The organism is Streptomyces sp. NPDC001093, assembly GCF_040298985.1.
Classification (GTDB): Bacteria; Actinomycetota; Actinomycetes; order Streptomycetales; family Streptomycetaceae; genus Streptomyces.
The window spans coordinates 79,356-105,328 of the sequence record NZ_JBEPBF010000001.1; the positions used below are offsets into that span (position 1 = coordinate 79,356).

General features: G+C 70.9%; 26 protein-coding genes, 1 tRNA gene and 2 pseudogenes. 18 read left to right on the top strand and 11 right to left on the bottom strand.

What is annotated here, in order from left to right:
- The first annotated feature begins 27 nt into the window (after nucleotides 1-27).
- The 9 genes from ABT288_RS00425 (at nucleotide 28) to ABT288_RS00465 (ending at nucleotide 5,489) form a co-directional block, all read left to right on the top strand.
- The gene (locus ABT288_RS00425) at nucleotides 28-270 is read left to right on the top strand and encodes a hypothetical protein (RefSeq protein ID WP_351601224.1); all 243 of its coding nucleotides are present in this window, start codon (nucleotides 28-30) and stop codon (nucleotides 268-270) included.
- 316 nt (nucleotides 271-586) lie between these two features.
- Nucleotides 587-1,126, top strand: a complete 540-nt coding sequence (locus tag ABT288_RS00430; RefSeq protein ID WP_351601190.1) for a tRNA adenosine deaminase-associated protein — start codon at nucleotides 587-589, stop codon at nucleotides 1,124-1,126.
- A gap of 56 nt (nucleotides 1,127-1,182) precedes the next feature.
- A complete protein-coding gene (gene tadA / locus ABT288_RS00435) occupies nucleotides 1,183-1,614 on the top strand; it encodes a tRNA adenosine(34) deaminase TadA (protein WP_351600765.1) in 432 nt (143 codons plus the stop codon).
- 45 nt (nucleotides 1,615-1,659) lie between these two features.
- Nucleotides 1,660-1,744: transfer RNA gene (locus ABT288_RS00440), tRNA-Ser, on the top strand.
- 155 nt (nucleotides 1,745-1,899) lie between these two features.
- Nucleotides 1,900-2,079: a hypothetical protein gene (locus ABT288_RS00445; protein WP_351601193.1), complete on the top strand. Its 180-nt coding sequence runs from the start codon at nucleotides 1,900-1,902 to the stop codon at nucleotides 2,077-2,079.
- A 10-nt stretch (nucleotides 2,080-2,089) separates the two neighbouring features.
- Nucleotides 2,090-2,383 carry a Dabb family protein gene (locus ABT288_RS00450; RefSeq protein ID WP_351600768.1) on the top strand — a complete coding sequence of 98 codons (294 nt, stop codon included), beginning with the start codon at nucleotides 2,090-2,092 and terminating at the stop codon, nucleotides 2,381-2,383.
- A gap of 174 nt (nucleotides 2,384-2,557) precedes the next feature.
- A complete protein-coding gene (locus ABT288_RS00455) occupies nucleotides 2,558-3,418 on the top strand; it encodes an RNA polymerase sigma factor SigF (protein ID WP_351601196.1) in 861 nt (286 codons plus the stop codon).
- Between the two features lie 326 nt (nucleotides 3,419-3,744).
- Nucleotides 3,745-4,683, top strand: a complete 939-nt coding sequence (locus tag ABT288_RS00460; RefSeq protein ID WP_351600771.1) for an RNA polymerase sigma factor SigF — start codon at nucleotides 3,745-3,747, stop codon at nucleotides 4,681-4,683.
- A gap of 248 nt (nucleotides 4,684-4,931) precedes the next feature.
- Nucleotides 4,932-5,489 (top strand): hypothetical protein, encoded by a 558-nt coding sequence (locus ABT288_RS00465; protein ID WP_351600774.1) that lies wholly within the window; start codon nucleotides 4,932-4,934, stop codon nucleotides 5,487-5,489.
- A gap of 16 nt (nucleotides 5,490-5,505) precedes the next feature.
- Here ABT288_RS00465 and ABT288_RS00470 read toward each other — a convergent pair whose 3' ends face one another.
- Nucleotides 5,506-5,703, bottom strand: coding sequence for a hypothetical protein (locus ABT288_RS00470; protein WP_351600777.1), 198 nt, complete (start codon nucleotides 5,701-5,703; stop codon nucleotides 5,506-5,508).
- A 207-nt stretch (nucleotides 5,704-5,910) separates the two neighbouring features.
- On the opposite strand from ABT288_RS00470, the gene ABT288_RS00475 reads away from it, so the two are divergent.
- From ABT288_RS00475 to ABT288_RS00500, 6 genes and pseudogenes are all read left to right on the top strand, one after another.
- Entirely contained in the window at nucleotides 5,911-6,417 is a 507-nt protein-coding gene (locus tag ABT288_RS00475) for a MarR family winged helix-turn-helix transcriptional regulator (protein ID WP_351600780.1), read from the top strand.
- 85 nt (nucleotides 6,418-6,502) lie between these two features.
- Nucleotides 6,503-9,004 (top strand): MFS transporter, encoded by a 2,502-nt coding sequence (locus ABT288_RS00480; RefSeq protein ID WP_502972712.1) that lies wholly within the window; start codon nucleotides 6,503-6,505, stop codon nucleotides 9,002-9,004.
- Nucleotides 9,005-9,097: 93 nt separating this feature from the next.
- Entirely contained in the window at nucleotides 9,098-9,919 is an 822-nt protein-coding gene (locus ABT288_RS00485) for a YceI family protein (protein ID WP_351600787.1), read from the top strand.
- Between the two features lie 9 nt (nucleotides 9,920-9,928).
- Nucleotides 9,929-10,399, top strand: a complete 471-nt coding sequence (locus ABT288_RS00490) for a PPOX class F420-dependent oxidoreductase (RefSeq protein ID WP_351600790.1) — start codon at nucleotides 9,929-9,931, stop codon at nucleotides 10,397-10,399.
- Nucleotides 10,400-10,488: 89 nt separating this feature from the next.
- Nucleotides 10,489-10,596 (top strand): annotated as a pseudogene (locus ABT288_RS00495) (PPOX class F420-dependent oxidoreductase); the annotation flags it as partial.
- Between the two features lie 89 nt (nucleotides 10,597-10,685).
- Nucleotides 10,686-10,793 (top strand): annotated as a pseudogene (locus tag ABT288_RS00500) (PPOX class F420-dependent oxidoreductase); the annotation flags it as partial.
- Here ABT288_RS00500 and ABT288_RS00505 read toward each other — a convergent pair.
- From ABT288_RS00505 to ABT288_RS00550, 10 genes are all read right to left on the bottom strand, one after another.
- The gene (locus ABT288_RS00505; RefSeq protein WP_351600793.1) at nucleotides 10,794-11,558 is read right to left on the bottom strand and encodes a TetR/AcrR family transcriptional regulator; all 765 of its coding nucleotides are present in this window, start codon (nucleotides 11,556-11,558) and stop codon (nucleotides 10,794-10,796) included.
- A gap of 36 nt (nucleotides 11,559-11,594) precedes the next feature.
- On the bottom strand, nucleotides 11,595-12,989 hold the full coding sequence (locus ABT288_RS00510) for an MFS transporter (protein WP_351600796.1): 1,395 nt from the start codon (nucleotides 12,987-12,989) through the stop codon (nucleotides 11,595-11,597).
- A 67-nt stretch (nucleotides 12,990-13,056) separates the two neighbouring features.
- Nucleotides 13,057-15,216: a glycosyltransferase family 39 protein gene (locus tag ABT288_RS00515; RefSeq protein WP_351600799.1), complete on the bottom strand. Its 2,160-nt coding sequence runs from the start codon at nucleotides 15,214-15,216 to the stop codon at nucleotides 13,057-13,059.
- The gene (locus tag ABT288_RS00520) at nucleotides 15,213-16,706 is read right to left on the bottom strand and encodes a bifunctional glycosyltransferase family 2/GtrA family protein (RefSeq protein WP_351600801.1); all 1,494 of its coding nucleotides are present in this window, start codon (nucleotides 16,704-16,706) and stop codon (nucleotides 15,213-15,215) included. The genes ABT288_RS00515 and ABT288_RS00520 overlap by 4 nt, the downstream gene beginning before the upstream one ends.
- 14 nt (nucleotides 16,707-16,720) lie before the next feature.
- Nucleotides 16,721-18,355 carry a sensor histidine kinase gene (locus ABT288_RS00525; RefSeq protein WP_351600804.1) on the bottom strand — a complete coding sequence of 545 codons (1,635 nt, stop codon included), beginning with the start codon at nucleotides 18,353-18,355 and terminating at the stop codon, nucleotides 16,721-16,723.
- Nucleotides 18,352-19,092 (bottom strand): response regulator transcription factor, encoded by a 741-nt coding sequence (locus ABT288_RS00530; protein ID WP_228624329.1) that lies wholly within the window; start codon nucleotides 19,090-19,092, stop codon nucleotides 18,352-18,354. Before ABT288_RS00530 ends, ABT288_RS00525 begins: the two co-directional genes overlap by 4 nt.
- A gap of 100 nt (nucleotides 19,093-19,192) precedes the next feature.
- Nucleotides 19,193-19,549, bottom strand: coding sequence for an antibiotic biosynthesis monooxygenase family protein (locus tag ABT288_RS00535; protein ID WP_351600807.1), 357 nt, complete (start codon nucleotides 19,547-19,549; stop codon nucleotides 19,193-19,195).
- Between the two features lie 106 nt (nucleotides 19,550-19,655).
- Nucleotides 19,656-20,531, bottom strand: coding sequence for a DUF2797 domain-containing protein (locus ABT288_RS00540; protein ID WP_351600809.1), 876 nt, complete (start codon nucleotides 20,529-20,531; stop codon nucleotides 19,656-19,658).
- Between the two features lie 135 nt (nucleotides 20,532-20,666).
- Nucleotides 20,667-21,638 (bottom strand): BRO-N domain-containing protein, encoded by a 972-nt coding sequence (locus ABT288_RS00545; protein WP_351600811.1) that lies wholly within the window; start codon nucleotides 21,636-21,638, stop codon nucleotides 20,667-20,669.
- 66 nt (nucleotides 21,639-21,704) lie between these two features.
- Nucleotides 21,705-22,079, bottom strand: a complete 375-nt coding sequence (locus ABT288_RS00550) for an HGxxPAAW family protein (protein ID WP_351600814.1) — start codon at nucleotides 22,077-22,079, stop codon at nucleotides 21,705-21,707.
- Between the two features lie 88 nt (nucleotides 22,080-22,167).
- On the opposite strand from ABT288_RS00550, the gene ABT288_RS00555 reads away from it, so the two are divergent.
- From ABT288_RS00555 to ABT288_RS00565, 3 genes are all read left to right on the top strand, one after another.
- Nucleotides 22,168-22,659 carry a MarR family winged helix-turn-helix transcriptional regulator gene (locus ABT288_RS00555; RefSeq protein ID WP_351600817.1) on the top strand — a complete coding sequence of 164 codons (492 nt, stop codon included), beginning with the start codon at nucleotides 22,168-22,170 and terminating at the stop codon, nucleotides 22,657-22,659.
- Nucleotides 22,660-23,051: 392 nt separating this feature from the next.
- On the top strand, nucleotides 23,052-23,594 hold the full coding sequence (locus ABT288_RS00560; RefSeq protein WP_351600820.1) for a TNT domain-containing protein: 543 nt from the start codon (nucleotides 23,052-23,054) through the stop codon (nucleotides 23,592-23,594).
- 304 nt (nucleotides 23,595-23,898) lie between these two features.
- On the top strand, nucleotides 23,899-25,857 hold the full coding sequence (locus ABT288_RS00565) for a hypothetical protein (RefSeq protein WP_351600823.1): 1,959 nt from the start codon (nucleotides 23,899-23,901) through the stop codon (nucleotides 25,855-25,857).
- Nucleotides 25,858-25,973: the final 116 nt, after the last annotated feature.

Here is a 25,973-nt window from a genome sequence, read left to right on the forward strand (position 1 = left end):
GGAGGGACGGAACCGGGGTGGTGAGACGTGCCCGACCTTCCTGACCTTCCTGAGAGCGCGCCCGGGGACGCCGAGGTCACCCGGGGCGCCGGAGAGCCCTCCCTGCGCGGTGCCGCGGTACCGGAGACGGACGCCGAGCGCCGGCGCCGCCGCGCCCGGTTCCTGCGTGACCTCGCCGAGGCCCGTGAGCTGCGCGCCCGGGTCCAGCCGCGGCGCGCCAAGGCCGCCCGGCTGCGGCACGAGATGCGCATGCGGACGTTCCGCTGGTAGACCGACCGAGGGGAGGAACACTCCTGGGAATCGTCCGGGGAAATCCTCTCGGGGCAGGACCCGGTGGGGAACTCCTGGGCGAGGAAGATCCGTGCGCACACCGGCGTTTGCGAGGTGGGCGTGCGTGAGCGCCTGGAAAAGCCGCGTACGATCCGCAGGTGGCTGACAAGACACAGGGCGCCGAAGACGTCCCCTGACGGCCTTGTTTCTGCCACGATTCCGAGTGGGTGGGGCTCGGAGCCCAGCTCTCTCCGCCCAAGTACCTCCGCCGGGGGGACCCCCAACCGGCACGCCTATGACCAGTGGGAGAGTCACGGTGTACTTCGCCGCACTGCTCGCGCGCACCGAAGACGGGTGGGAAGCGAGCGACACAGAGCTCGACGATGTTGAGACCCTGTCGGATCTTGCCGACCTGGCCCGGGAAGCCTCTCCCGACGAGGACACGGTGCTCGTGCTGATCGAGCAGGAGGACGCGTGGTTCGGCGTCGTCCGCGTGGACGGCGAGGACGACCCGCGGATCTACGTCTCGGACGCGGCCGCCGCCCAGCGCAGCGCCTATGGCGAGCTGCTGCTGACCGACGAACTGCTCGGCCGGGAGCCGGGTGCCGACGACGGCCCCGACCTGGACTCCCTCGACCTCGACGGAACGGAGGACGGCGAGTCCGAGTCCGACGAGGACGACGAGGAGGAGGGCACCGCCGCCGACGCCGTGCCGCACAGCCCGGTGGGCGACAGCCAGATCCTCGACGACCTGGGCATCAGCGAGAAGGAGCTGCGCTCGCTGGACGCCGAGGACGCGCTGGGCGCGATCGCCGAGGCCCTGGGCGCCTCGGAGGTGCTGGAGACCGTCCGCTGACCGCCCGGGACCCGGCCGACGCACCGGACCCGGTACGCGACCGCTGGCGGGCCGCGATGCGACTCGCCCTGGCCGAGGCCGGACGGGCCGTCGGGGGCGGGGACGTGCCCGTCGGCGCCGTCGTGCTGTCCCCGGACGGTGCGACGGTGCTCGCCGTCGGGCACAACGAGCGCGAGGCCACCGGCGATCCCACGGCCCACGCGGAGGTCCTCGCGATCCGGCGGGCCGCCGCCCTGCTCGGGGAGTGGCGGCTGACCGGCTGCACGCTCGTGGTCACCCTGGAACCGTGCACCATGTGCGCGGGCGCGATCGTCCAGTCCCGCCTCGACCGGGTCGTCTACGGCGCCCGGGACGACAAGGCGGGCGCGGCGGGCTCGCTGTGGGACGTGGTCCGCGACCGGCGGCTCAACCACCGTCCGGAGGTCGTCGAGGGCGTTCTCGCGCCGGAGTGCGCCCGTGTCCTCACCGAGTTCTTCCGGGACCGGTGAATACCGATTTCGGAGCACGCCCCTCGGTGCTGTAAGGTCTCCCTCGGTAGCGTGTCCGAGCGGCCGAAGGAGCTCGCCTCGAAAGCGAGTGTGGCGCAAGTCACCGAGGGTTCAAATCCCTCCGCTACCGCTCGAGGAAGGGCCCCGTCGAAAGACGGGGCCCTTCGCGTCATATCGGTACGGGTCCGGCAAAAGACCCCGCGCGGCGGGCCGTTGGTCCCGGAAAAGGGCGTGAAGGTTACACTCGCGGCCGGCAGCAGGGGCGCACGGACAGGGGAGGCCGCGGTGGCGGTGAACGCCAAGAAGATCGCCGTATACGTGCTCGTGGTCTTCGCGCTGTACGTGATCATCACAGACCCACCCAAGGCCGCCCACTACGTCCAGATAGTCTTCGAGGGCATATCGGACGCGGCCAAGGCCGTGGGCGACTTCATGACGTGGGTCGCCAACGGAGGAAAGAACTGAGGTACACCCCATGATCCGCCACCTGGTCCTGTTCAAGCTCAACGAGGGCGTCGAGCGCGAGGATCCGCGGGTCGTGGCGGGCGTGGCGGCCTTCCGGGCCCTCGGCGGCCAGATCGAGGAGCTGCGCTTCTGGGAGTGCGCCTGGAACATCAGCGACCGGCCGGTCGCCTACGACTTCGCGATCAACTCGGCGGTCGAGGACACCGACGCCCTCAAGCGCTATCTGGAGCACCCGGCCCATCAGGCGGGCGTCGCGCTGTGGCGCGAGTTCGCCACGTGGGTGATCGCCGACTACGAATTCTGACCACTTCCGCTCCGGAGCCCCCCGCCGCAACGGCGGGGGGCTTTCGTGCGTCTTAAGCCCCAACTTGTCGATGTTTGCACACAACACGGCGTTATCCGGTGCTTGCACAGCGTGCACATGTCTTGTGATGCTATGACCGCTTTTGACCGATGATTGAGCGATGAAGAGGTGGCGTTGACCGTGTCGGCCAGTACTGCGCCGCCCCAGGAGGAGTCGGCCGCGCCCGCCCCCGCGCCCGCCCCCGCCCCCGCTCCCGTGGCCCCCGAGAAGCGGCGCGGCGCCGACACCCGAGCCCTCACCCAGGTACTGTTCGCCGAGCTGAAGGACCTCACGCCGGGCACGCCGGAGCACCACCGGGTGCGCGGGGCGCTGATCGAGGCGAACCTCCCGCTCGTGCGCTACGCGGCCGCCCGCTTCCGCTCCCGCAACGAGCCGATGGAGGACGTGGTCCAGGTCGGCACCATCGGCCTGATCAACGCCATCGACCGGTTCGACCCGGACCGGGGTGTGCAGTTCCCGACCTTCGCCATGCCGACCGTGGTCGGCGAGATCAAGCGGTACTTCCGGGACAACGTCCGCACGGTCCACGTGCCGCGCCGGCTGCACGAGCTGTGGGTACAGGTCAACAGCGCCACCGAGGACCTCACCACGCTCTACGGCCGCTCCCCGTCCACCGCCGAGATCGCCGAGCGGCTCAGGATCAGCGAGGACGAGGTGCTGAGCTGCATCGAGGCGGGACGCTCGTACCACGCCACCTCGCTGGAGGCCGCGCAGGAGGGCGACGGGCTGCCCGGACTGCTGGACCGGATCGGCTACGAGGACCCGGCCCTGGACGGCGTCGAACACCGCGACCTGGTCCGGCATCTGCTCGTGCAACTCCCCGAGCGCGAACAGAGAATCCTTCTGCTGCGCTACTACAGCAATCTCACCCAGTCACAGATCAGCGCGGAACTCGGCGTCTCCCAGATGCACGTCTCCCGCCTTCTCGCCCGCAGCTTCCAGCGGCTGCGCTCGGCGAATCGCATCGACGCATAGAAGCGCTCGAGGCGGAGCACAGCGGGCGCACAGAAGCACACCAGGGATCACCCCTGCATCGCAAGCCCGATCGATGCATCACCGTCGAGAGCGAATCGCCCACCAGCGCAGATGCCGACAGTTGGGTCCTCAAACAGCGTCAGACCCCGTCTTTCCAGGGCCGATTCACTTCTCACATGTCGACATGTCACTACAGCGTGTTGCCGACATGTGACATTCTGCGGGAGACGCGTTTGCCGGGCCTTCGGCGCCGGTATTCAGGTGAAGGCTGCGTTGCTCGCAAGAACGACGCCGCCACGACCGTCCCGCGACCCAAAGGGGGTGGCATGTCCGCAGAACAGGGCAGCTCGAAGGTGCTGACGCCCGCGACCGGCGAGGCAGCACCCAAGGAGCTCGACGCTCTCGACGTCCTTGCCGGGATCGAGGGCGTCACGGCCCTCGATGCCGTGCCGGCCCCGCCCGCCCCGGCGGCCGCCGACCTCCCGGCGCCGCCGGCCTCGGGAGACATCGACACCCGCACCCTGTCCCGCTCCCTGTTCCTGCGGCTCGCCGCATTGGACGAGGACAGCCCCGAGCGGGCCTACGTCCGGGACACCCTGATCGAGCTGAACCTGCCGCTGGTCCGCTACGCGGCCGCGCGTTTCCGCTCCCGCAACGAGCCGATGGAGGACATCGTCCAGGTCGGCACCATCGGCCTGATCAAGGCGATCGACCGCTTCGACTGCGAACGGGGCGTGGAGTTCCCGACGTTCGCGATGCCGACGGTGGTCGGCGAGATCAAGCGGTTCTTCCGGGACACGTCCTGGTCGGTGCGCGTCCCGCGCCGCCTGCAGGAGCTGCGCCTGGCCCTCACCAAGGCCAGCGACGAGCTGTCCCAGAAGCTGGACCGCTCCCCGACGGTGACCGAGCTGGCCGCCGTGCTCGGCGTCTCCGAGGAGGACGTGGTCGACGGCCTCGCGGTCGGCAACGCCTACACCGCCTCCTCGCTGGACTCCCCGGCCCCCGAGGACGACGGCGGCGAGGGCTCGCTCGCCGACCGGCTCGGCTACGAGGACACGGCCCTGGAGGGCGTGGAGTACCGCGAGTCCCTCAAGCCCCTGCTGGCCAAACTCCCGCCCCGGGAGCGCCGGATCATCATGCTCCGCTTCTTCGCCAACATGACCCAGTCCCAGATCGGCGAGGAGGTCGGCATCTCCCAGATGCACGTCTCGCGGCTGCTCACCCGGACGCTGGCGCAGCTGCGGGAGGGCCTGATCTCGGACTAGCGCTCAGCGGGCCGTGCAGAAGGCCCCCCCGAGGGGTTCCTATCTGACGGTGCGTCAGTCACCATGGCCCGATGCTTCGTACGACGACATGGACACGTGGCCGCCGAGGCGCCGTTACGGCAGCGTCGGCGGCCGTCGTCGTCCTGGGCGGGGTGTCGGCCGCGTGCGGGAGCCATGGCCCGGGCGGCGGATATGTCGCGGTCGGCTCGGGACAGCACGGGCCGGGCGCTGTCAGTCCGACGGGGTCCGTGACGCTGGTGCCCCTCGACGGGGCGCGGAGCAGCAGTCGGGGTGGCGGCAACTCCCCTGGAAACGCCGCACCTTCACCCAGTACCGACTCCTCGGGAGCCCCGGCGCAGACCACCACCGCCCCGAGCGGCGACGCCTCCCCCGGCACCCCGAGCCCGGCCGGCGGAGGAGGAAGCGGCGGCCCAGGCGGTCGTACGGCGCCACCCGCCGCACCCCCGGGCCCGGCTCCCGGCGGCAGCACGCCCCCCACCCCCGCCGACCTCTCCTGGGGCGCCCCGACGACCGAGCCGGCGGATCAGCGCTGGTGCCAGAAGGTGACCGTCGGTTTCGGGAACTCCGGCGGCACGGCGGTGCGTTCGGGCTCGGTGGCCTTCGGGACGCACATCATCGGCGCGCTCGGCATCGACTGGGGGACGGTCGACTCGACGGTGGACCTCCCCGTGCCGATCGCCCCGCGCGCGCACGAGGACCACACCTGGACGGTGTGCGTCGACGCCTGGCGCGTGCCGCTCGGCATGCACATCGAGACGCGGGACGTGTCCGTCCGGTGGAAGTGATCGCCGCGCGCGTGCGTTACTTCAGCGCCAGCCAGGCGACACCGGCCACCACGGCCAGGGCCACGATGACACCGATGATCACGCCCACGCGCGGGCCGGAGGAGGCCGCGGCCTGCTGCTGGCGGCCCTGGGGGGCCTCGTCGACGAACGCGCGGAACATCTGGGTGTTGCCGGCGGGGTCGTAGTTGCCCTGGGGGCCCTGGGTGTTAGCCATGGCCCGAGACCTTAGCGAAGACGGGCCGTGCCGCCCAAGTGGGGGGCCACCGGGACAGACAGGGGCACCTCACCCGCACCTACCTGGGCATTTACGCTCACCATACTTGCCTTTGCCAAGTTTTTGCGCCGCGACACCTCCGTTTATTTGCCTGCAGCAACCAAACAGGTGTTACGGTTGCCTCAAGCAACGAATTAGGGAGGTGTGATGGCCGAGCAGGCGCAGTTCGAAGAGCTGGTGCGTCAGCTCAGTGCCGTCGGAGCCGTGAAACGGGATCTGGGGCGGATGCTGCCGCCCCACTGCCCGGCCGGCTCGGCCGCCGTGCTGACACTGCTCGGCCGCCACGGAGACATGCGCATGAGCAAGCTCGCGGAGCTGCTCGCCGTCGACATGTCGGTCACCAGCCGGCATGTCGCGCACGTCGCCGCGCGCGGCTGGATCGAGCGGCACCCGGACCCTGCGGACAAGCGCTCGCGCATCCTGCGCCTGACGCCCGCGGGCCTGGAGCAGCTGCACGAGCTGTCCCGGCGGACCACGCATCTGCTGGCCGAGCGGCTCGCCGACTGGACCGACGACGAGGTGGCCCAGCTGATCCGGCTGATGACCCGCCTGCGCGAGTCCTTCGGCGACTGCCGGGCCACCCAGTTCCGGCTCCCGGCCTCCGTGGCCGCTCCCGTGATCGAAGAGACCACCCGTACACCCGCAAGCACGTAAGAGAAGGAAGCCCATGGCAACGACCACACCAGCCGGTGTGCGGGCTCACGCCAAGCACGGGGGAGGCTCCGCGGAGCACGCCCCCATGACGCACCGGCAGATCATGGAGGCCCTGTCCGGGCTCCTGCTCGGCATGTTCGTGGCGATCCTGTCCTCCACGATCGTCTCCAACGCCCTGCCGCACATCATCGGTGACCTCGGTGGCGGTCAGTCCGCCTACACCTGGGTGGTCACCGCCGCCCTGCTGTCGATGACGGCGGCCACTCCCCTGTGGGGCAAGCTCGCCGACCTCTACAGCAAGAAGGCACTCGTCCAGATAGCCCTCGTCATCTACGTCCTGGGCTCGGCCGCCGCCGGTCTGTCGCAGAACGCCGGCATGCTCATCGCCTGCCGCGTGGTGCAGGGCATCGGCGTCGGCGGTCTGTCCGCACTGGCGCAGATCGTCATGGCCGCGATGATCTCCCCGCGGGAGCGCGGCCGTTACTCCGGTTACCTGGGCGCCACGTTCGCCGTCGCCACCGTCGGCGGCCCGCTGCTGGGCGGTGTCATCACCGACACCTCCTGGCTGGGCTGGCGCTGGTGCTTCTACGTCGGTGTCCCCTTCGCGATCATCGCGCTGATCGTGCTGCAGAAGACCCTGCACCTGCCGGTGGTAAAGCGTGACGTGAAGGTCGACTGGGGCGGTGCCTTCCTCATCTCCGCCGCCGTCTCACTGCTGCTGATCTGGGTCACCTTCGCGGGTGACAAGTACGACTGGCTGTCGTGGCAGACCTACACGATGGTCGCGGGCTCGATCCTGCTCGGCGCGCTGTTCGTGCTCGTGGAGTCCAAGGCGAGCGAGCCGATCATCCCGCTGCGCCTGTTCAAGAACCGCACCATCACGCTGGCGTCCCTCGCCTCGCTGTTCGTCGGTATCGCGATGTTCACCGGCACGGTGTTCTTCAGCCAGTACTTCCAGCTGGCCCGCGACAAGTCCCCGACGATGTCGGGCGTCATGACCATCCCGATGATCGGCGGTCTGTTCGTCTCCTCGACCGTCTCGGGTCAGTTCATCACCCGCACCGGCCGCTGGAAGGCCTGGCTGGTCAGCGGTGGCGTCCTGGTCACGGCCGGCCTGTGCCTCCTCGGCTCCATCCGGTACGACACCGCGTACTGGAAGATGGCGATCTTCATGGCGCTGCTGGGTCTCGGCATCGGCATGATGATGCAGAACCTGGTCCTCGCCACGCAGAACCAGGTGGCGCCCTCCGAACTCGGCGCGGCCAGCTCCACGGTCACCTTCTTCCGCTCCCTCGGCGGTGCGGTCGGCGTCTCGGCGCTCGGCGCTGTGATGTCCCATCGGATCACGCACTACGTCCAGGACGGCATCTCCGCCCTGAGCCCCAGGTACCAGGCCGCCCTGGCCGGCGGTTCGGGCTCGACCGACAGCATCCCGGACATGGGCAAGCTGCCGGCGCCCATCCGGACGCTGCTGGAGAGCGCCTACGGCCACGGCATCGCCGACGTCTTCTTCATCGCCGGCTGCCTCGCCGCCGTCGCCTTCCTGATCACGCTGTTCATCAAGGAGGTCCCGCTGAAGACCAAGGGCGCGCTCGCGCAGGCCGCCGAGGGTGCGGCCCCCGTCGCCGACCCGGCCGCCACCCCCGTGGAGACCACTGCGACCGATGTGACCACTGTGGAGAACGCCGTGCAGGAGCCCGTGCAGAAGCAGATGCCCAGCTGGGCCGCCCCCGTCGTCCCGGACACCTTCGAGGCCCCGTCCACGGCCGCCCAGCCGGCGGCGACCGCCGTCGCGACGATCGCCGAGCCCGGCCCGGGCGCGGGCGGCGGCACCCCGGTGCACGGCTTCGTCCGCGGCGCCGAGAGCGCCCCGGTCCCGCAGGCCGCGGTCACCCTGATCTCGCTGTCCGGCCGCCAGCTGGGCCGCGCGGTCGCCCAGGCCGACGGCTCCTACTCCGTCGACGCCCCGGGCACGGGGTCGTACGTCCTGATCGCCTCCGCCGACGGCTACCAGCCGCAGGCCTCCACCGTCGTGGTGGGCGAGGAGCCGCTGTCGTACGACATCCTGCTCAGCGGCACCAGCGGGCTGACCGGCGTAGTCCGGGCCGCCGGGAGCGCGCTGCCGGTCAAGGACGCCATGGTGATCGTCACCGATGTGCGCGGCGACCTGCTGGCCACCGCCGGCACCGGGGAACAGGGCGACTTCGCCTTCACCGACCTGGTGCCGGGCACGGTGACCCTGGCGGTCAACGCGAGCGGGTTCCGGCCGCGCGCCGTGCCCGTCGAGATCGGCGCCACCGGCCTCACCCGGGTCGAGGTCGACCTGGACGCCGGCGCCCGCCTCCAGGGTGTCGTCAGGGCCCCGCACGGTCCGCTGGCCGACGCCCGCGTGACGCTCGTCGACCAGGCGGGCAACGTGGTCGGCACCGCCACCACCGGCTCGGACGGGGCGTACGCCTTCACCGACCTGGACAGCGGCGAGTACACCGTCATCGCGACGGGCTACCCGCCGGTGGCGACGGCCCTGACCGTGGCCGGCACCGGGGTCGACGGCCACGACCTCGAACTCGCCCACCCCGGCGAGTAGTTCATCCCCGGCCCGTGGCAGACATCCGTCAGGTGTGCGCCACGGGCCGGTTTCATACGACCAATGTGCAAGGCTTTGCAGGGAGAAAACGGGATGGGACTGACCGCGAAGATCCGCACGCGGGACGGGTGGGCCGTGTCGCACGCGGTCGTCACGGTGACCGACATGACCGGTACGCAGGTGCTGCGCGCCGAGGCGGACACCGAGGGCGCCGTACGGGATGCCACCGAGCTGACGCCGGGGGCGTACACGGTGATCGTGACGGCCGTCGGCTACGCGCCCGCGGCCTCCTCCGCGATCGTCACGGCGAGTGGCCGGGCCGAGGTCGGCACGGTCACGCTGGCCCGGCAGGGCGGCACCGAACTGCCGCCGCCCGGGCCCTGGACCATCGACCCGGTGCACTCCTCCGTCGCCGCGGTCGCCCAGCACCTGGGGATCTCCAGCGTGCACGGCCGGTTCACGGAGTTCGGCGGCACGATCGAGATCGCACCGGACGACGTCACCAAGTCCCGTGTGGAAGCGGTGATCAGGGCCGCGTCCGTCGACACGGGCAACGGCATGCGCGACGGTCACCTGAAGTCGGCGGACTTCCTCGACGTCGAGCGGCACCCGGAGATCACCTACCGCTCGACGGACCTGACCCGGTCGGGCCCCGACCGCTGGACGGTCCACGGCGAGCTGTCCATGCACGGGGTGGTCCGCCCGGTCGACCTGGACCTCGCCTACCTCGGCACCGGCGCCGACCCGTGGGGCGGCACGCGGGCCGCGTTCCGCGCGACGGCGGAGCTGCGGCGGGAGGATTTCGCGATGAACTACAACCAGGTCCTCCAGGCGGGCATCGCGGCGATCGGTACGACCCTGAAGGTGGAACTGGACATCCAGGCGGTGCAGGGAGATTCCCTGCCCGCGGTCTAGGGTGCAGGCATGGCACCGAACATCGCTACCAACACGCGCGTATCGCTGGACGAGTTGCTGGATTTCGTCAGGCCTCGCCACCGCGCTCTGCTCATCACGCGCCGCGCCGACGGCGGGCCGCAGGCCTCCCCGCTGACCTGCGGGGTCGACGACTCGGGCCGGATCGTCGTGTCCACCTACCCCGAGCGGGCCAAGACCCGTAACGCCCGGCGCGACCCACGGGTGAGCCTGCTCGTGCTGAGCGACGAGTGGAACGGGCCCTGGGTGCAGATCGACGGCACGGCCGAGGTCGTCGATGCCCCGGACTCGGTGGAACCGCTGGTCGAGTACTACCGCAACATCGCCGGCGAGCACCCGGACTGGGACGAGTACCGCGCGGCCATGGTGAAGCAGGGCAAGTCGATCATCCGCGTGACGCCCCAGCGGTGGGGCCCCGTGGCCACCGGGGGCTTTCCGGCGCGGCTGGTCAGCGACGACTAGCAACACCCCTCAACACCACCGGCGGACGGAGTCCGACGCAGCGCCCCGCAGCCCGCGAAGCAGTGCAAGGGACGCAGACAGAAGCGGCCCGCGCCGCCATGGTGAAGCAGGACAAGTCGATCATCCGCGTGACGCCCCAGCGGTGGGGCCCCGTGGCCACCGGGGGCTTTCCGGCGCGGCTGGTCAGCGACGACTAGCAACACCCCTCAACACCACCGGCGGACGGAGTCCGACGCAGCGCCCCGCAGCCCGCGAAGCAGTGCAAGGGACGCAGACAGAAGCGGCCCGCGCCGCCATGGTGAAGCAGGACAAGTCGATCATCCGCGTGACGCCCCAGCGGTGGGGCCCCGTGGCCACCGGGGGCTTTCCGGCGCGGCTGGTGGAGGGGCAGTAGTCAGCCCCGGCCGACCATCGCCTCGATGCCCGCGATCAGCAGGTCCAGGGCGTAGTCGAAGTCGCGGTCCAGCATCTCGTCGACCGTGTCCCCGCCGCGGGCCGCCATGAGGGCCTTCGACTCCTCGACGACCTCGGCGGTCCCCGGGGCCTCCGTCACCAGGGCCATGGCCTGCTCGTAGTACTCGTCGGGGCTCAGCCCGGTGTCCGCGATCCGGGCGAAGAAATGGCCCTCGATCGTGCCGAAGCCGTACACGAACTGGAAGACCGCCGAGATCGCCCCCGTAACCCCGTGCGCGGGCAGCCCCGCCCGGCCGACGACCCGCTGGACCGCGCGGGCGAACGCCAGCGCGTTCGGGCCGATGTTGAGATAGCGCCCCGCCAGCGGCGACAGCCAGGGGTGGCGCACCAGCAGCGCCCGGTACTCGGTGGCCAGCCCGCGCAGCTGCTCGCGCCAGTCCTCACCCCCGGCGTCCGGGTCCGGCAGCCCCAGCTCGCCGAAGGCCGCGTCCAGGGCGAGTTCGAGCAGGTCGTCCTTGGTGTCGACGTACCAGTACAGGGACATCGCGGTGACGTTCAGCTCCGCGGCCAGCCGCCGCATGGAGAACTTCGCCAGCCCTTCGGCATCCAGCAGCCGCACGGACACGGTCGTGATCCGCTCACGGTCGAGCCCGGAGGGCTGCCCGCCACCGCCACGACCGCCCCGGCGGGCCCTGGCCTCGAGCCACACACTGGCTCGCGGCGACCGACCTGCGTCCTTCACCACCGGCGCACCTTTCTCGACTCCGCTCACATACCCATATCACCCGAGCTCCCGGGCGACCTTCCGCTCGGCCCGCCGAAGCAGCCCCGCTGCCACGAACCCACCCAGCAGCACGGCAATCGCACCCACCAACTGACCAGACCCGAGGCCGGCCGACAACGACTCCCCCGAGGCCACGGAAGAGCTGAGCACGGCACCCAGCACGGCCACACCGAGCCCGTTGCCGAATTCGGCGAGGGTGCCGTTGATACCGGCCCCCACCCCCGCCTTCTCCGGAGGGATCGCGCTCATGATGGCGTGCGCCATCGCCGGGTTGGCGACAGCGCACCCCGCCCCGATCAGCACCAGCCCGAGCAGCAACCCGGCGTAACCGCCGGAGGCGACCGCGATGGCCACCAGCCCGGACGACATCAGCACCATCCCGAGCGCGACGGACACCGGCGTACCCAGCCGCCCGGACCACTTCGCCGACAGCCCCGTGAAGTTGAGCAGCACCACGGTCAGGGCCAGCGGAGCGGTCCGCAGGCCCGCCTCCAGCGGCCCGTAGCCGAGCACGAACTGCAGATGCTGGGTCAGCAGGAACAGCGCCCCTCCCATGCCGAAGGTGATGAGGACGGCCCCGGCCACCGCACCCGTGAACCGCCGGTCCTGGAAGAAGCGGACGTCGAGCATCGGCTCGCCGGCGCGGCTCTCCCACCAGGCGAAGACACCGAGCACCACCACCGCGACGGCGGCCGTGCCCAGCACCCGCGCCGAGGTCCAGCCGTGGTGGGGGCCGGAGATGATCGCGAAGACGAGCGAGGCCATGCCGATGGTGGACAGCAGCGCGCCGAGCAGGTCCGGCCGGTCGCCGCGCGGGCTCTTCGACTCCGGCACCAGGGCCGCCACCGCGACCAGGCCCAGCGCCGCGACCGGGATGTTGATCAGGAAGATCGCGCCCCACCAGAAGTGGTTCAGCACGAACCCTCCGATGAGCGGGCCCGCCGCGAAGCCGAGCGCGGCGACCGCACTCCAGATGCCGATCGCCTTCGGCTGCTCCTCGGGCGTGAAGATCTGCATGGCCACGGCGAGCGTGGTGGTGAGCAGCAGCGCGCCGCCGATGCCCATGCCGGCGCGCGCGGCGATCAACTGGCCGGTGGAGTCCGCGAGTCCGGCCACCAGCGAGCCGATGCCGAACAGGGCGAGCCCCGCGATGAGCATCTTCTTGCGGCCGTAGCGGTCGGCGGCGCTGCCGGCGGTGAGCAGGAGGCCGGACTGCACCAGGGAGTAGGCGTTGATCATCCACTGGATGTCGGAGGTGGCCGCGTGCAGCTCGCGGGTGAGCGAGGGGATGGCCACGTTCAGGACGGTGTTGTCGAGCAGGACGGTGAGCTGGGCGAGACAGATCACGCCGAGGATCACCCAGCGCTGGGGGTGGCCTTGGGAAGCAGACATGTCGTACACCGTATAGCGACTCCTATACGGTGTACGACAGGTTCTTCTGCCAGCCTGATTCCGCCTGTCAGCCGCTCTTCTTCTGGGTGAGGTCGTAGAAGGTGGCCGAACCGACCGTCACCTTCTTGAAGTTGCTCTCGACCCACGAGGTGATCCGGGACGACGTACCGCTGCCGCTGCCGCCCATGCCCCCGCCCATGCCTCCGCCGGCGATGAAGTAGTGGATCTTTCCTTCCGCCACGTACTTCTCGAACTGCGCAAGCGTCGGGGACGGGTCGGTGCCGTTGAAGCCGCCGATCGCCATCACCGGGTCACCGGTGGCCAGTTGGTAGCCGGCCGCGTTCTGCGAACCGACGGAAGCGGCCACCCAGGTGTACTTCGAGGCGCCCTCGGCCAGGAGCTCCCTGGCGGCGGAGGAGACGTTCGCGCCGTTCACCAGGCCGCCGGCGCCACCGCCACCGCCCATGCCGCCCTCGCCCATCCGGCCCGGCACACCGCCGCCGAAGCCGCCGCCCGGGAAGCCGTTGCCGTTCTGCTGCCCCGGCTGCTGTCCCTGTCGGCCCTGGCCGTTCTGCTGCCCCGGCCGCCCCGGCATGCCACCGCCGCCGAACCCGCCGCGCATCCCGCCTCCGGGCCCCCGGCCGCCGCCGAAGCCCATCATGCTCGCGCCCGCAGGACCGGCCGTCGGGATGGAGCCGGTGTGCGCGGAGTCCACCGTACTGAGGGTGTACGCCGCCGGACCGGCGAGCGCGGCCACCAGGCCCACCGCCGCCGCCCCGAGGGCCGGCCGCCGGGAGATCCGGCCGGCGAAGACCAGGCCCAGCGCGGCCGCCGTCCCGCCGATCAGGACCAGCCACTTCAGCCAGGGCAGATACGTCGAGGTGCGGTTGAGCAGGACGTATCCCCAGGCGGCCGCGGCCACCACGGACGCGGCCAGGGTGATCGACGCCCAGGTCTCCTTGCGCCGCTCCCACAGCAGCCCCGCGCCCATGCCGACGACGGCCGCGAGGTACGGCGCGAGCGCCACCGTGTAGTACTGGTGGAAGATGCCCGCCATGTAGCTGAAGACCACCAGGGTGATCAGCAGCGAGCCGCCCCACACCAGGAACGAGGCCCGCGTGACGGACGTACGGCTCAGCTTCCGCGTCGCCCACAGGCCCGCGGCCAGCAGGATCAGCGCGGCCGGGAGCAGCCAGGAGATCTGGCTGCCGATCTCGGCGTTGAACATCCGGTCCCAGCCGGTGGCGCCCCACATCCCGCCCCCGCCGTTGTTGCCGTTGCCGCCGGGGACGACGCTGCCGGTCTCGTCGCCGTTGATGCGGCCGAGGCCGTTGTAGCCGAAGGTCAGCTCCAGGAAGCTGTTGTTCTGCGAACCGCCGATGTAGGGGCGCGAGGAGGCCGGCCACAGCTCGACGACCGCGACCCACCAGCCGCCGGAGACCACGAGCGCGACGGTGGCCAGGCCCAGCTGGACCAGGCGCCGGCGCAGCCGCACCGGGCCGCAGACGGCGTAGACGATCGCCAGCGGCGGCAGGATCAGGAAGGCCTGCAGCGTCTTGGCGAGGAAGGCGAAGCCGATCGCGACCCCGGCCCACACCAGCCACTTCGTCCGGCCGTCCTCCACCGCCCGTACGACGAAGTAGCAGGCCAGTGCCATCAGCAGGGCCAGCATCGCGTCCGGGTTGTTGAACCGGAACATCAGCGCGGCGACCGGGGTGAGCGCGAGCACCGCGCCCGCGATCAGTCCCGCGGCCGGGCTGAACCGGCGCCGCACGGCCGCGTGGACGACCGCGACCGTGCCGACGCCCATGAGGACCTCGGGGGTGAGGATCGCCCAGGAGTTGAGGCCGAAGATCCTCACCGACAGCTCCATCGGCCACAGGAAGGCCGCCGGCTTGTCGACGGTGATGGCGTTGCCCGCGTCCAGCGAGCCGAAGAAGAACGCCTTCCAGGACGTGCTGCCCGCCTGCACCGCCGCCGAGTAGAAGGAGTTGGCGTAGCCGGAGGCGCTGAGGTCGTACAGGTAGAGCAGGAGGGTGGCGGCCAGCAGGCCGAGGAAGGCCGGGCGCACCCAGCGGGGGTCCTCGGGCCGGCCGCGCCACAGTCTGCGGCGGATCGGCTGCCTCGGATCGCCGGACTCGGGGGCCCGCGGGGGAGCGGCCGGGGGCGGCCCCCATACGGCCGTACCGCTCTGCCGGGCGGCCTGCTGGTCGTGGTGCGCGGTCATCGGGGGTCCCCCGGGTCGGTGTCGTGAGGGCGCACCGGCTGCGGTCGCATGGTGGCGTCCCTCCAGCTGCCGTCCGCGGCATCACCGGCGCGGACCTGGGCGGCCGTCGGATACGGCTGCTGGTACGGCACCGGGCGCTGGGGCAGCGATGCGTACGGGGCGGCCGTGCCCTGCGGCGGGGTCGTGCTCGTGCTGTAGGTCGGCGAGGAGAGGGGGTGGGAGGCGACGGCCGTCGGACCGGGGCCGGACTCGCCGCGGTCCGGGAACACCCAGGCGCGGAAGAGCAGGAACCGCAGCACCGTCGCGGCGAGGTTGGCGGCGATGAGCACCGCCAGTTCGGTGGAGTGCGCCGGGCTGGAGCCGGCCGCGTTCAGGGCGGCCAGCGAGCCGCTGGTCAGCGCGAGGCCGATGCCGAAGACGACCAGGCCCTGCGCCTGGTGCCGTACGGCGCCGCCCCGGCCGCGCACCCCGAAGGTGAGCCGGCGGTTGGCGGCCGTGTTGGCGACCGCGGAGACCAGCAGGGCGAGCGCGTTGGCGATCTGGGAGCCGGAGAACTGCCGGAAGACGCTGTAGAGGAGGAGGTAGAAGAGGGTGGACAGGCCGCCGACCACGCAGAAGCCGACGAGCTGACGGGCAAGTCCCGTGGGGACGTTGGTGAGTTCACGGTCGCGCGGGTCGTCGCCGAAAGGCCGGGTGAGCCGGTCCAGCGGCAGCGAACCGCCGGCCAGCGCCTTGCCGACCCGCCAGACGCCCCTGAGGTCGTCGGTGGCGGTCTTCACGATGTGCACGGTGGAGTCGGGGTCGTCGACCCAGTCGACCGGCACCTCGTGAATGCGGAGCCCCGCCCGCTCGGCGAGCACCAGCATCTCGGTGTCGAAGAACCAGCCGGTGTCCTCCACCAGCGGCAGCAGCACCTGGGCCACATCGCGCCGGATCGCCTTGAACCCGCACTGGGCGTCGGAGAACCGGGCCTGCAGCGAGCCGCGCAGGATCAGGTTGTAGGCCCGGCTGATGAGCTCCCGCTTGGGGCCGCGCACCACCCGGGAGGTGCGGGCGAGCCGGGAGCCGATCGCGAGGTCCGAGTGGCCGGAGATCAGCGGCGCCACCAGCGGCAGCAGGGCGTTGAGGTCGGTGGACAGGTCGACGTCCATGTAGGCCAGGACCGGCGCCTCGGACGCGGACCACACGGTCCTGAGGGCCCGGCCCCGGCCCTTGTGTTCCAGGCGGAAGTTGGTGACCTCGGGGAGCTCCGCCTCCAGCCGCGCCGCCACCTGCGGGGTGGTGTCCGTGGACGCGTTGTCCGCGATCGTGATGCGGAAGGCGTACGGGAAGGTGCGCGTGAGGTGCTCGTGCAGTCTGCGGACGCACGGCTGGAGGTCCTTCTCCTCGTTGTAGACGGGGACCACTACGTCCAGGACAGGCGTACCGGCGTCTCCGGCCGGGAGGTGCTCCCGCGCCGGCAGAGTGCCGGGAGAAGAGTCGGTTCGCATGGCACCGACTCAACTCAAACCCCCTGTTGCACCCATGTGGTGGCACTGTGCTGTGCCTGTGAGTGCGACTGCCGGTCGGTCTCCGGCGCGGGCCGCGCTGCGGCGACGGGGACGAGCGCGGGCAGATGCACGGTGAACACGGTCCGCCCCGGAACGCTGTCGACGGTGACGGCACCCCCGTGCGCGGCCGCGACCGCCTGCACGATGGCGAGCCCCAGGCCCGTCGACCCGGTGGCCCTGGACCGCGCGGAGTCGCCGCGCGCGAACCGCTCGAAGACGTGCGGCAGCAGGTCCGGCGGGATGCCCTGCCCGTTGTCCTCGACGTCGACGCACATCCACGGCCCGCGCCGCTGGACGCGCGCGGTGACGGTCGTACCGGGCGGGGTGTGCTTGCGGGCGTTGCCGAGCAGGTTGACCAGCACCTGCTGGATGCGTGCCGCGTCCGCCGACACCAGAGCGGGTTCGTCGGGCAGATCGAGGCGCCAGTTGTGGTCCATGCCGGCCGCGCGGGAGTCGCTCACCGTGTCCACGACCAGCGGGATGAGATCGGTCTGCTCGAACTGCAGCGGCCGCCCGGCGTCGAGGCGGGCGAGCAGGAGGAGATCCTCGACCAGGAGGGTCATCCGGCCCGCCTCGGACTCGATCCGGCCGAGGGCGTGCCGGGTGTCGGGCCCGACCTGTTCCCGCCCCCGTCGCGTGAGTTCCGCGTACCCGCGAATGGACGCGAGCGGGGTGCGCAGCTCATGGCTGGCGTCGGCGACGAACTGCCGTACCCGCATCTCGCTCTGCTGCCGGGCGTGCAGGGCGCCGTGCACATGGTCGAGCATCCGGTTCAGCGCGGCACCGACCTGGCCGACCTCGGTGTGCGGGTCGCACTCGGACTCCGGGACCCGCTCGCTGAGGTTCACCTCGCCCGTGTGCAGCGGGAGTTCGGAGACCCGGGTGGCGGTGGCGGCGACCTTGCGCAGGGGGCGGGTGGCGACGCCGACGATGACCGTCCCGGCGAGGGTGGCGGCGATGAGACCGGCGGCGGTGACGCTGATCTCGACGAGGATCAGGGTGTTGATGGTGCCGTCGGCCTCCGCGGTGGGGAGGCCGACGTAGTAGCCGCTCTTGTACTGGACGCGGTACGTGCCCAGCCCCGGAAGCTCCGTACTGTGCGCCTTGCCGTCCTGGGCGACCTCGCCGAGGGCGGTCTTCTGGGCGTCGGTGAGGTCCTTGGCGCTCATGTCGAACGTCGACGTGGACTTCTTGCCGACCTTGCCTTCGGTGACGGAGCCGCCCACGACGGTGGCCGCGACCGTGCCGCTGGGCTGGGGGCCGTGCTTGACGAACTCGCTGAGGTCGGTCACCTTGCGGCGTGGGTTCTGCTGCATGACCTGGCCGGGCAGGCCGGCGTCCCTGTCCGGGCCGGGCGGCGCGAAGTCGCCCGACGCACGCGCCGCGGCCTCACGCAGCTGCCCGTCCAGCTGGTCGTACAGATGAGTCCGCAGCGCCAGCGTCGTCACCGTCCCGATCACCGCACACACGATGGCGATCAGCACCACGGAAGCGACGACGAGCCGCGCCCGCAGCGTGCGCGGCTGTCCGGCCCGTCGCCCCTGCCGCCTCTGGCGTTGCTGCGGACCAGGCCGTCGCCGCCCACTCATGACACGGCGGGCTTGATCAGATAACCCGCCCCGCGCCGGGTGTGGATCATCGGCTCGCGCCCCGCGTCGATCTTCCGTCGCAGATAGGAGATGTACAGCTCGACGACGTTGGCCTGCCCGCCGAAGTCGTACGACCACACCCGGTCCAGGATCTGCGCCTTGCTGAGCACCCGCCGCGGGTTGCGCATGAGGAAGCGCAGCAGCTCGAACTCGGTGGCGGTGAGATGGATGGACTCCCCGGCCCGCGACACCTCGTGGCTGTCCTCGTCGAGCGTCAGGTCTCCGACCACGAGCACGGAGTCGGAACGCCGGTCGGCGGCCCCGGACCGCCGGATGAGCCCCCGCAGCCGCGCCACGACCTCCTCCAGGCTGAACGGCTTGGTGACGTAGTCGTCGCCGCCGGCGGTGAGCCCGGCGATACGGTCCTCCACCGCGTCCTTCGCGGTCAGGAAGAGCACGGGCACGTCCGGCAGCTCGCGCCGCAGCCGCCCGAGGACCGTCAGCCCGTCCATGTCGGGCAGCATCATGTCCAGCACGACGGCGTCGGGCCGGAACTCACGGGCGGTCTGTACGGCTCCCTGTCCGTCCCCCGCACTCCTGATCTGCCAGCCCTCATAACGAAGGGCCATGCTCAGCAGTTCGGTGATCGACAACTCGTCGTCCACCACAAGCACTCGGACGGGGCTCCCGTCCGGCCTCAGCAGTTCGGTGCGCCCCTGGGGCGAGGTCGTGGTCATGGTGCACACCTTGTCGGGGTCCTCTGAGAAGAGGCTTTCCCCCATCTGTGATTTGCCTGAGAAACACACAGGCGTCTCTCAGGCAGCCCCTGGGAAACACTCACCCCCGCGCGAAGCCGCCCGCGTGCTCGACCCTGGCGATGTGGATCGCGTACCGCTCGTACCAGCGCTCCCGGCCGCGCCGCTTGGCCGCGAGGTGCGCCGGGTGATCCCGCCACCGCTCGATCCCGGCGAGGTCCCGGAAGTAGGCGACGGAGATCGCGAGTCCGCCGGGACTGTGGGCGAAGTCCTCACCGAGGAAGCCGGGGACCGCGCGGACGAGCCGGGAGAGGTCCTCGGCGGTGCGCCGGTATCCGTCGGGGTCGTCCTCGGTACGGGCCGAGGTGAAGACCACGGCGTAGTAAGGGGGTTCGGGGAGGGAGGCGGGCCGTACAGGGGTGTCTGTCTGATCGCTCATGGCAACCACGGTCGGCCGCGGGCCCGTTCGGCGTCCATGGCCCTTGCCGAAAGGGATCCGTACGGGATCCGAGTCTTTGCCCACGCCGGCCCACACCTCGCCGCCCTCAGAACAATCCCTCCTGCGGGTGCCTGAACTCCCGCAGCGGAAAGGTGAGTCCGGCGGCCATCGCCCCACCCGGGGACACCAGCTCCCAGCCGGTCATCAGCCGTGTGTCGAGCACGACCACCCCGCGCCCGCCGGCCGCCAGATGCAGATCGGGCCCGGCGGCCGCGACCAGCTCACCGCTCACGCGGCCCCCCGGGACGAGCTCCACCACCTCCCCGAGGGCGGAGGAAACCCCGGCAAGCCCGAACACCCCCGCGTGATCGACCACTTCACAAGGCTCCGGCCGCAGCGACTCCGGCCACCCACTGAGCGCCACGGCCCGCGCATGCAGCTCCCGCACCTGAGCCGCACGCTCCTCCCCGGTCCCCGGCAACGCCGACCGCACCGCCCGCTTCTCGGCGTACGGAATCCGGTCCGGCACCTGGAGCGCGGCCCGCAGCAGCTCCTCGGTGCGCCGGGCGGCCATCAGCGGGCCGGTGCCGAGCCAGCTGAAACAGACGGCACCCTGCTCCAGCAGCCGGGCGGAGCCCCGCTCGACCGCGGTGATCCCCACCTTCACCATGCCGGGCCCGAACCACGCCAGATACACCCGGTACGGCCGCGGGTCGTCGGCGATCGTGTCGGCGGCCACGGAGTGCGCCCGGTCCAGCCGCGCACACTCCTCGCACCGGGCGCCCGTGCTCCGCCCCGGCACGGCAGCACGGGTGGGGCAGGCATGCCCGCGCGCCCCCACACACTGCCGGGCGCTCCCCTCCGGCACGGCGAAGCCGACCCGCTTCCCCCACGGCAGCGCACTGCGCCGCCCGCCGTCCCACACCAGCGCCGGTCCGGCCGGCGACCAGCGGAGCCCCGAGCATTTCCACACCTGTGCCATCACTCTTGAGGGTATGGCCTGGGTCTGACAACGGGTTCCGGGCGGCGAAGAAGCGTAGGGTGACCGAAGGCCCGAAGCCGCAACCTCGTTTTGCGACTTCGGGCCTGTCTGCGTGGGTGCGCCACGGCGCGTGTCCTACGGCAGCACGTACACCGGCACCCCTTCCGCCGCGACCCCCGCCTGCCGCACGCACCCCCGCTTGATCAGCATGCGCAGGCAGTCATGGACCCGGTCGAGCGTGAGCCCCGTACGCTCCGCGACCTCCTCCAGCCGGCAGTGCGCCGGCCCGCGCACCAGCGCCGGAGCGAGATACGCGGCGACGGCGTGCACGTCCTCGGTGACGACCAGGTTCTTCGCCCGCCAGGTGGCGAGGAGCTGCTGGGGGGTGATGGGCGGGCGGGGCGGCGCCGGGGCGGGGGGCCGCATACGGTCGGCGATGAGGTCGAGGGTGTCGGCGATACGACCGAGCACGTGCTGCACACCGCCTACGCGGTCAGTGAGGACGGCGAGGTGGTCGTTGGTGCGGCGCATCTCCTCGATCTGCTCGATCTGCGCGACGGCCAGGGCCTCGTCCGCCCGGATGTTCCGCTCCTCCAGCCGGACGATCGCGTCGGCGACCTGTTCGGGCATGAGGTAGGCGGTGCCGCCGTGCGGAGCGGGTTGCACGGGGGCGGGGTCGAGGGTGTAGGTGCCGTCGCGCTGAAGGGTCTCGATGACCTCGCTGACCCATTCCTTGAAGGGGGCGCACTCGGGCTTGGTGCAGCCGTTGACGAGCTGGATCAGCCCCTTGAGGTTCACCAGTTTCATCGAGCGCTGAAGCCTGTGACCTGCGAGTTTGCTCAAAGTGTCTGCTGTATAGACGCCTTGCGCAATCTCACGGAGACTGCTCTGCCAGTTTGCGGAGACGTGCAGACCCAAGGCTTGCCGCGTGTTTGCGTACCCGAGATGGGCGGCGACGTCCACCGCCGGAAACCAGTGCTCCCCCTCCGGCGTGGTCAGCCTCCGCACCCGCGCCCCCGTGGCCGCGAAGACAAAGTCGTTGACGTCGATCGCGTCCTGCTTGCGCCCCGTCGGCTGCTCCGACGGAGTGTCGTTCTGCTCGTACATCGAGCATCACCTCCACCCCGGAAGCTAGAGACGGCGATCACCAGCTCCCGTTCGCCGAGGGCACATTCACTCGATAGGTGACAGAGGTATCGATTCGACACCCGTGGGCCGCCCCGCCCCCGCAGCCACCGCCACCGTCACCGCCCGGCGCCCCCGCCCCGCCAGCCGACAGCTGACGCACCCCGGATGTCCCTCCCGAGCCTGCGCGTCCCGTACCCGCATCCCCCAGTCCCGCCGCGGCCGCACCCCCGGCGGCTTGCCCCAGCCGGCGAGATGCAGGACCCACGTCACCAGAACGCTCACGGCCACGACGGTGAGCCCGCCCGCGACCAGCGGCAGCGAGGCCCTGCACACTCCCAGCCCCACGACACCGCTGCCCACCGTCGCGATGCCGAAGCCGGTCCAGCCGGCGACCGTGTGCCCCTCGTCGTACAGACTCATACAGCACCTCCGGGAACGAGACTCAGATTCCCTCACGAGCTAAGACGTTTCTCAACCGAATATCTCACGAGCTAAGGGATTCCGAAAGATGCACGGCACGCCGCGACCACCCGCCACTCCGGCCCAGGCGCTGTCGGCGATGGACCACCTCATCGCCGCCCACCTGATCGGACAGCAGGAGCTGGCCCGGCGGCTGGGCCTGAACGTCACGGACCTGACCTGTTTCGCCTTCGTCCTGGAGGCCGGCGACGACCTGCTGACGGCCGGTGACCTCGCCGCCCGCGCCCACGTGACCACCGGCGCGGTGACCGGCATCCTCAACCGCCTGGAACGCGCCGGCTACGTCACCCGCCGCCCCGACCCCACGGACCGCCGCCGGGTCCGCGTGGCCGCCGTACCGGATGCCGTCACCCGCGTGGCGGCGGTGTACGCAAGCCACTACAAACGCCTGACGGACCTGTTCTCCGACTACTCCGCCAACGAACTGGCGGTCATCACCGACTGGTTCACCCGGGCCACGGCCCTGGCGCACGAGTACCTGGAGAAGCTGAACCGGAACGACCCCGACGAGGAGTGCTGAGCCCTCGCACCGGGGCCGGATCCTGTCTGCTCGGCTGTCCGAGGCGTTCCGTTGCGCCGCCCGGGCGACCTGCCCGTGCCACCTCGCTCCGCTGTTCGTTCGGCACGCATTGACTGCACCGTGCCGCGCTGCGGGGACCTACTCGATGCACCCCTTCTCGCGGCGACCAGACACGCCTGCCCGCGTACCCGGTGCCCGCCGGCGCCGGGAGACCGGAAGAGAAGGGAAGAGAAGGGACTCGGATGCGCGCACTGCGACGTTTCCTGTGGAGCGCTCTTGCGTCTTCACTCCTTCTGATCGGAATCGCCCCGGCACCCGTCCAGGCCGCCGGGGCGCACTCCAGAAACGGACACCACGACTGCCCGAGCACCCATCGGACGGCCAGCACCACGATGGCACCGCCGACGGGGCTGCAGAAGTACTACCGCGGCGACTGGCGACTGGGCCCCCGCCGCCTCCCGAAGAGCGGCCCCATCGGGCGGATGCTCCGGGGCTACCGCCCGCAGGACCACACGTCGCAGTACTGGTTCCTCGGCTGCTACTGGCAGACCAACCAGCAGAACCAGTCCGGCTGGTGGTACCCGGACAACAACGGCTTCGTGCTCCGCCACGGCCGTCCGGTCGAGTCGCCGAAAACCCTCCGGGTGGGCAAACGGGTCGACCTCTTCGGCACCGGCACCGGCTTCTTCCTGGCGCCGGAGGGCACGCCGTACACGAAGCGCGCCATCCCGCCGAACAACCTGGACGAGTACAACCCGAAGGCGCCTGCCTTCAACTACCACCTCTACCGCGTCACCAAGCCGTTCACGGTCGAGGCCGGCCCCATCCGGCCCTGGTTCGGCCAGGAGGGACTCGGCGAGCAGTTCATGACGAGCACCAAGGTTTCCGACCTGGTCACCGCGGGGTACCTGGCCGACATCACCCCGAGGTCGTAGGACCGGCCGCAGCACGTCGGGACGGCGAATTCCAGGGGTCGTAGCAACACCGCGGTGAGTTGATCAAGCCGCGAGCAGCTTGGACAGACGCTCGGCCGGGGTCTCCCAGCCGAGCGTTCTGCGTGGGCGGCCGAGCAACTCTGATCAAGGCTTTACCTGTTCCGCGTTGTTCGTGGTCGGCGGCGTGGCTAGCGTTCCTGCGCCCCCCATCTGCGGATCTCGCATCGGCGTTGATCGGCAGCATCCCACTGTCATGGGCAGACCATTCGGTCCCCATCGCCACCACCACAAGAAGGGCATTTTCTTGCTCTCAAGGAGACGTCGGGCGGCATCCACCGCCGCCCTGCTGTCCACCACGGCGCTCATATCGACCGGATGGCTCACGGCCACCGCGTCCGCCGCACCGTCGGCCACCGGGGCGCCCCATGTCAAACACCTGTGCGCCCACGCCACCACGCCGGGGCACGTGGCGTGCCTCGCAGAGGCCCGCACCGACGTCGTTCAGCACCTGACCGTCAGCCCCGACGCCACTCCGTCCGGTTACGGCCCCTCGGACCTGCAGAGCGCCTACAACCTGCCGTCCTCCACGGCCGGTTCGGGCCGCACGGTCGCGATCGTCGACGCCATGGACGACCCCAACGCCGAGTCCGACCTCGCCGCCTACCGGTCCCAGTACGGCCTCCCCGCCTGCACCACGGCCAACGGCTGCTTCAAGAAGGTGAACCAGACCGGCGGCACCACCTACCCGAGCGCGGACTCCGGCTGGGCCGGCGAGATCTCTCTCGACCTCGACATGGTCAGTGCCGCCTGCCCGCAGTGCCACATCCTGCTCGTCGAGGCCTCCTCCACGGGTATGGCGGACATCGGCACGGCCGAGAACGAGGCGGTCGCCCTCGGCGCGAAGTACGTCTCCAACTCCTTCGGCGGCCCCGAGGACCCGACCGAGACCACCGCCGACGTCCAGTACTTCAACCACCCCGGCGTGGCCATCACCGTCAGCGCGGGAGACAGCGGCTACGGCGTCCAGTACCCGGCCTCCTCCCCCTACGTCACCGCGGTCGGCGGCACCTCCCTCAGCCGTGCGGGCAACGCCCGCGGCTGGAGCGAGTCTGTCTGGTCCAACGACAGCACCGACGGGACCGGGGCCGGCTGCTCCGCCGACGAGGCAAAGCCCACCTGGCAGTCCGACACCGGCTGCAGCAAGCGCACCGTCGCCGACGTCTCCGCGGTCGCCGACCCGGCCACCGGCGTCGCCGTCTACGACACCTACGGCGCCTCCGGCTGGGACGTCTACGGCGGCACCAGCGCCTCCTCACCCCTCATCGCGGCCACCTACGCGCTCGCCGGCACCCCGACCGCGAACAGCTACCCGTCCTCGTACCCCTACGGCCACACGTCGGCGCTGAACGACGTCACCTCGGGCAGCGACGGCACCTGCTCGACGAGCTACCTGTGCACCGCCGGCACCGGCTACGACGGCCCGACCGGCCTCGGCACCCCCAACGGCGCCACCGCCTTCACCGGAGGCGCCACCACGGTCAACTCGCTGCAGCCCGGCCGGAAGCTCACCTCCGGCCACCGCCTGAGCAGCGCGAACATCACACTCACGATGGGCAGCGACGGCAACCTGGTCGCCTACCTCAAGACGAACGGAACCAGCAGCAGCGGCCCGGCGATCTGGTCCACCGGCACCTCCGGCCACTCCGGCGCCTACGCCTACATGCAGAGCGACGGCAACCTCGTCGTCTACTCGAGCACCGGCAGCGCACTCTGGTCCACCCACACCAATGGCCACAGCGGCGCCTACTTCCTGGTGCAGGACGACGGCAACATGGTGGTCTACGGCTCCGGCGGCGGGCCCGGCACCGGCGGCTCGCTCTGGTCGGACGGCACCTACACGAGGTCGACGAAGATCGGCTCGGGCCAGAAGCTCCAGGGCGGCTGGTGGGCCCAGACCCAGTACACCCGCCTGGTGATGCAGCCGGACGGCAACTTCGTGATCTACCGCAAGCACGACGGCAAGGCGATCTGGTCCGCCGGCACCTCCGGCCACTCCGGCGCCTACGCCTACATGCAGAGCGACGGCAACCTCGTCGTCTACTCGAGCACCGGCAGCGCGCTCTGGTCCACCCACACAAACGGCCACAGCGGCGCCTACGCCCTGCTGCAGAGCGACGGCAACTTCGTCGTCTACGCCAGCACCGGCGGACCCGGCAAGGGTGGTGCACTGTGGGCCGGCAACACGCAGTCGTACGTGCCCTGAGCCGGACGCTCTCCTGAGAAACGGCGATGGCCTGGGAAACCCCGGGCCATCGCCGTATGCGGGATCCCCGCCGGCTTTCCCTTGTCAAAGCCAGAGGCCCTGTGGATCACTCCACA

Bases quoted from the DNA above. Each gene is read 5' to 3' on its own strand.
- ABT288_RS00475 (WP_351600780.1), top strand. From the start codon at position 5,911: ATGGCCGAGCAGGCGCAGTTCGAAGAGCTGGTGCGTCAGCTCAGTGCC.
- ABT288_RS00560 (WP_351600820.1), top strand. From the start codon at position 23,052: ATGGCACCGCCGACGGGGCTGCAGAAGTACTACCGCGGCGACTGGCGA.
- ABT288_RS00550 (WP_351600814.1), bottom strand. From the start codon at position 22,079: ATGAGTCTGTACGACGAGGGGCACACGGTCGCCGGCTGGACCGGCTTC.
- ABT288_RS00540 (WP_351600809.1), bottom strand. From the start codon at position 20,531: ATGGCACAGGTGTGGAAATGCTCGGGGCTCCGCTGGTCGCCGGCCGGA.
- ABT288_RS00535 (WP_351600807.1), bottom strand. From the start codon at position 19,549: ATGAGCGATCAGACAGACACCCCTGTACGGCCCGCCTCCCTCCCCGAA.
- ABT288_RS00485 (WP_351600787.1), top strand. From the start codon at position 9,098: ATGGGACTGACCGCGAAGATCCGCACGCGGGACGGGTGGGCCGTGTCG.
- ABT288_RS00530 (WP_228624329.1), bottom strand. From the start codon at position 19,092: ATGACCACGACCTCGCCCCAGGGGCGCACCGAACTGCTGAGGCCGGAC.
- ABT288_RS00555 (WP_351600817.1), top strand. From the start codon at position 22,168: ATGCACGGCACGCCGCGACCACCCGCCACTCCGGCCCAGGCGCTGTCG.
- ABT288_RS00470 (WP_351600777.1), bottom strand. From the start codon at position 5,703: ATGGCTAACACCCAGGGCCCCCAGGGCAACTACGACCCCGCCGGCAAC.
- ABT288_RS00480 (WP_502972712.1), top strand. From the start codon at position 6,503: ATGACGCACCGGCAGATCATGGAGGCCCTGTCCGGGCTCCTGCTCGGC.
- tadA (WP_351600765.1), top strand. From the start codon at position 1,183: ATGCGACTCGCCCTGGCCGAGGCCGGACGGGCCGTCGGGGGCGGGGAC.
- ABT288_RS00510 (WP_351600796.1), bottom strand. From the start codon at position 12,989: ATGTCTGCTTCCCAAGGCCACCCCCAGCGCTGGGTGATCCTCGGCGTG.
- ABT288_RS00525 (WP_351600804.1), bottom strand. From the start codon at position 18,355: ATGAGTGGGCGGCGACGGCCTGGTCCGCAGCAACGCCAGAGGCGGCAG.
- ABT288_RS00490 (WP_351600790.1), top strand. From the start codon at position 9,929: ATGGCACCGAACATCGCTACCAACACGCGCGTATCGCTGGACGAGTTG.
- ABT288_RS00460 (WP_351600771.1), top strand. From the start codon at position 3,745: ATGTCCGCAGAACAGGGCAGCTCGAAGGTGCTGACGCCCGCGACCGGC.
- ABT288_RS00520 (WP_351600801.1), bottom strand. From the start codon at position 16,706: ATGCGAACCGACTCTTCTCCCGGCACTCTGCCGGCGCGGGAGCACCTC.
- ABT288_RS00515 (WP_351600799.1), bottom strand. From the start codon at position 15,216: ATGACCGCGCACCACGACCAGCAGGCCGCCCGGCAGAGCGGTACGGCC.
- ABT288_RS00450 (WP_351600768.1), top strand. From the start codon at position 2,090: ATGATCCGCCACCTGGTCCTGTTCAAGCTCAACGAGGGCGTCGAGCGC.
- ABT288_RS00545 (WP_351600811.1), bottom strand. From the start codon at position 21,638: ATGTACGAGCAGAACGACACTCCGTCGGAGCAGCCGACGGGGCGCAAG.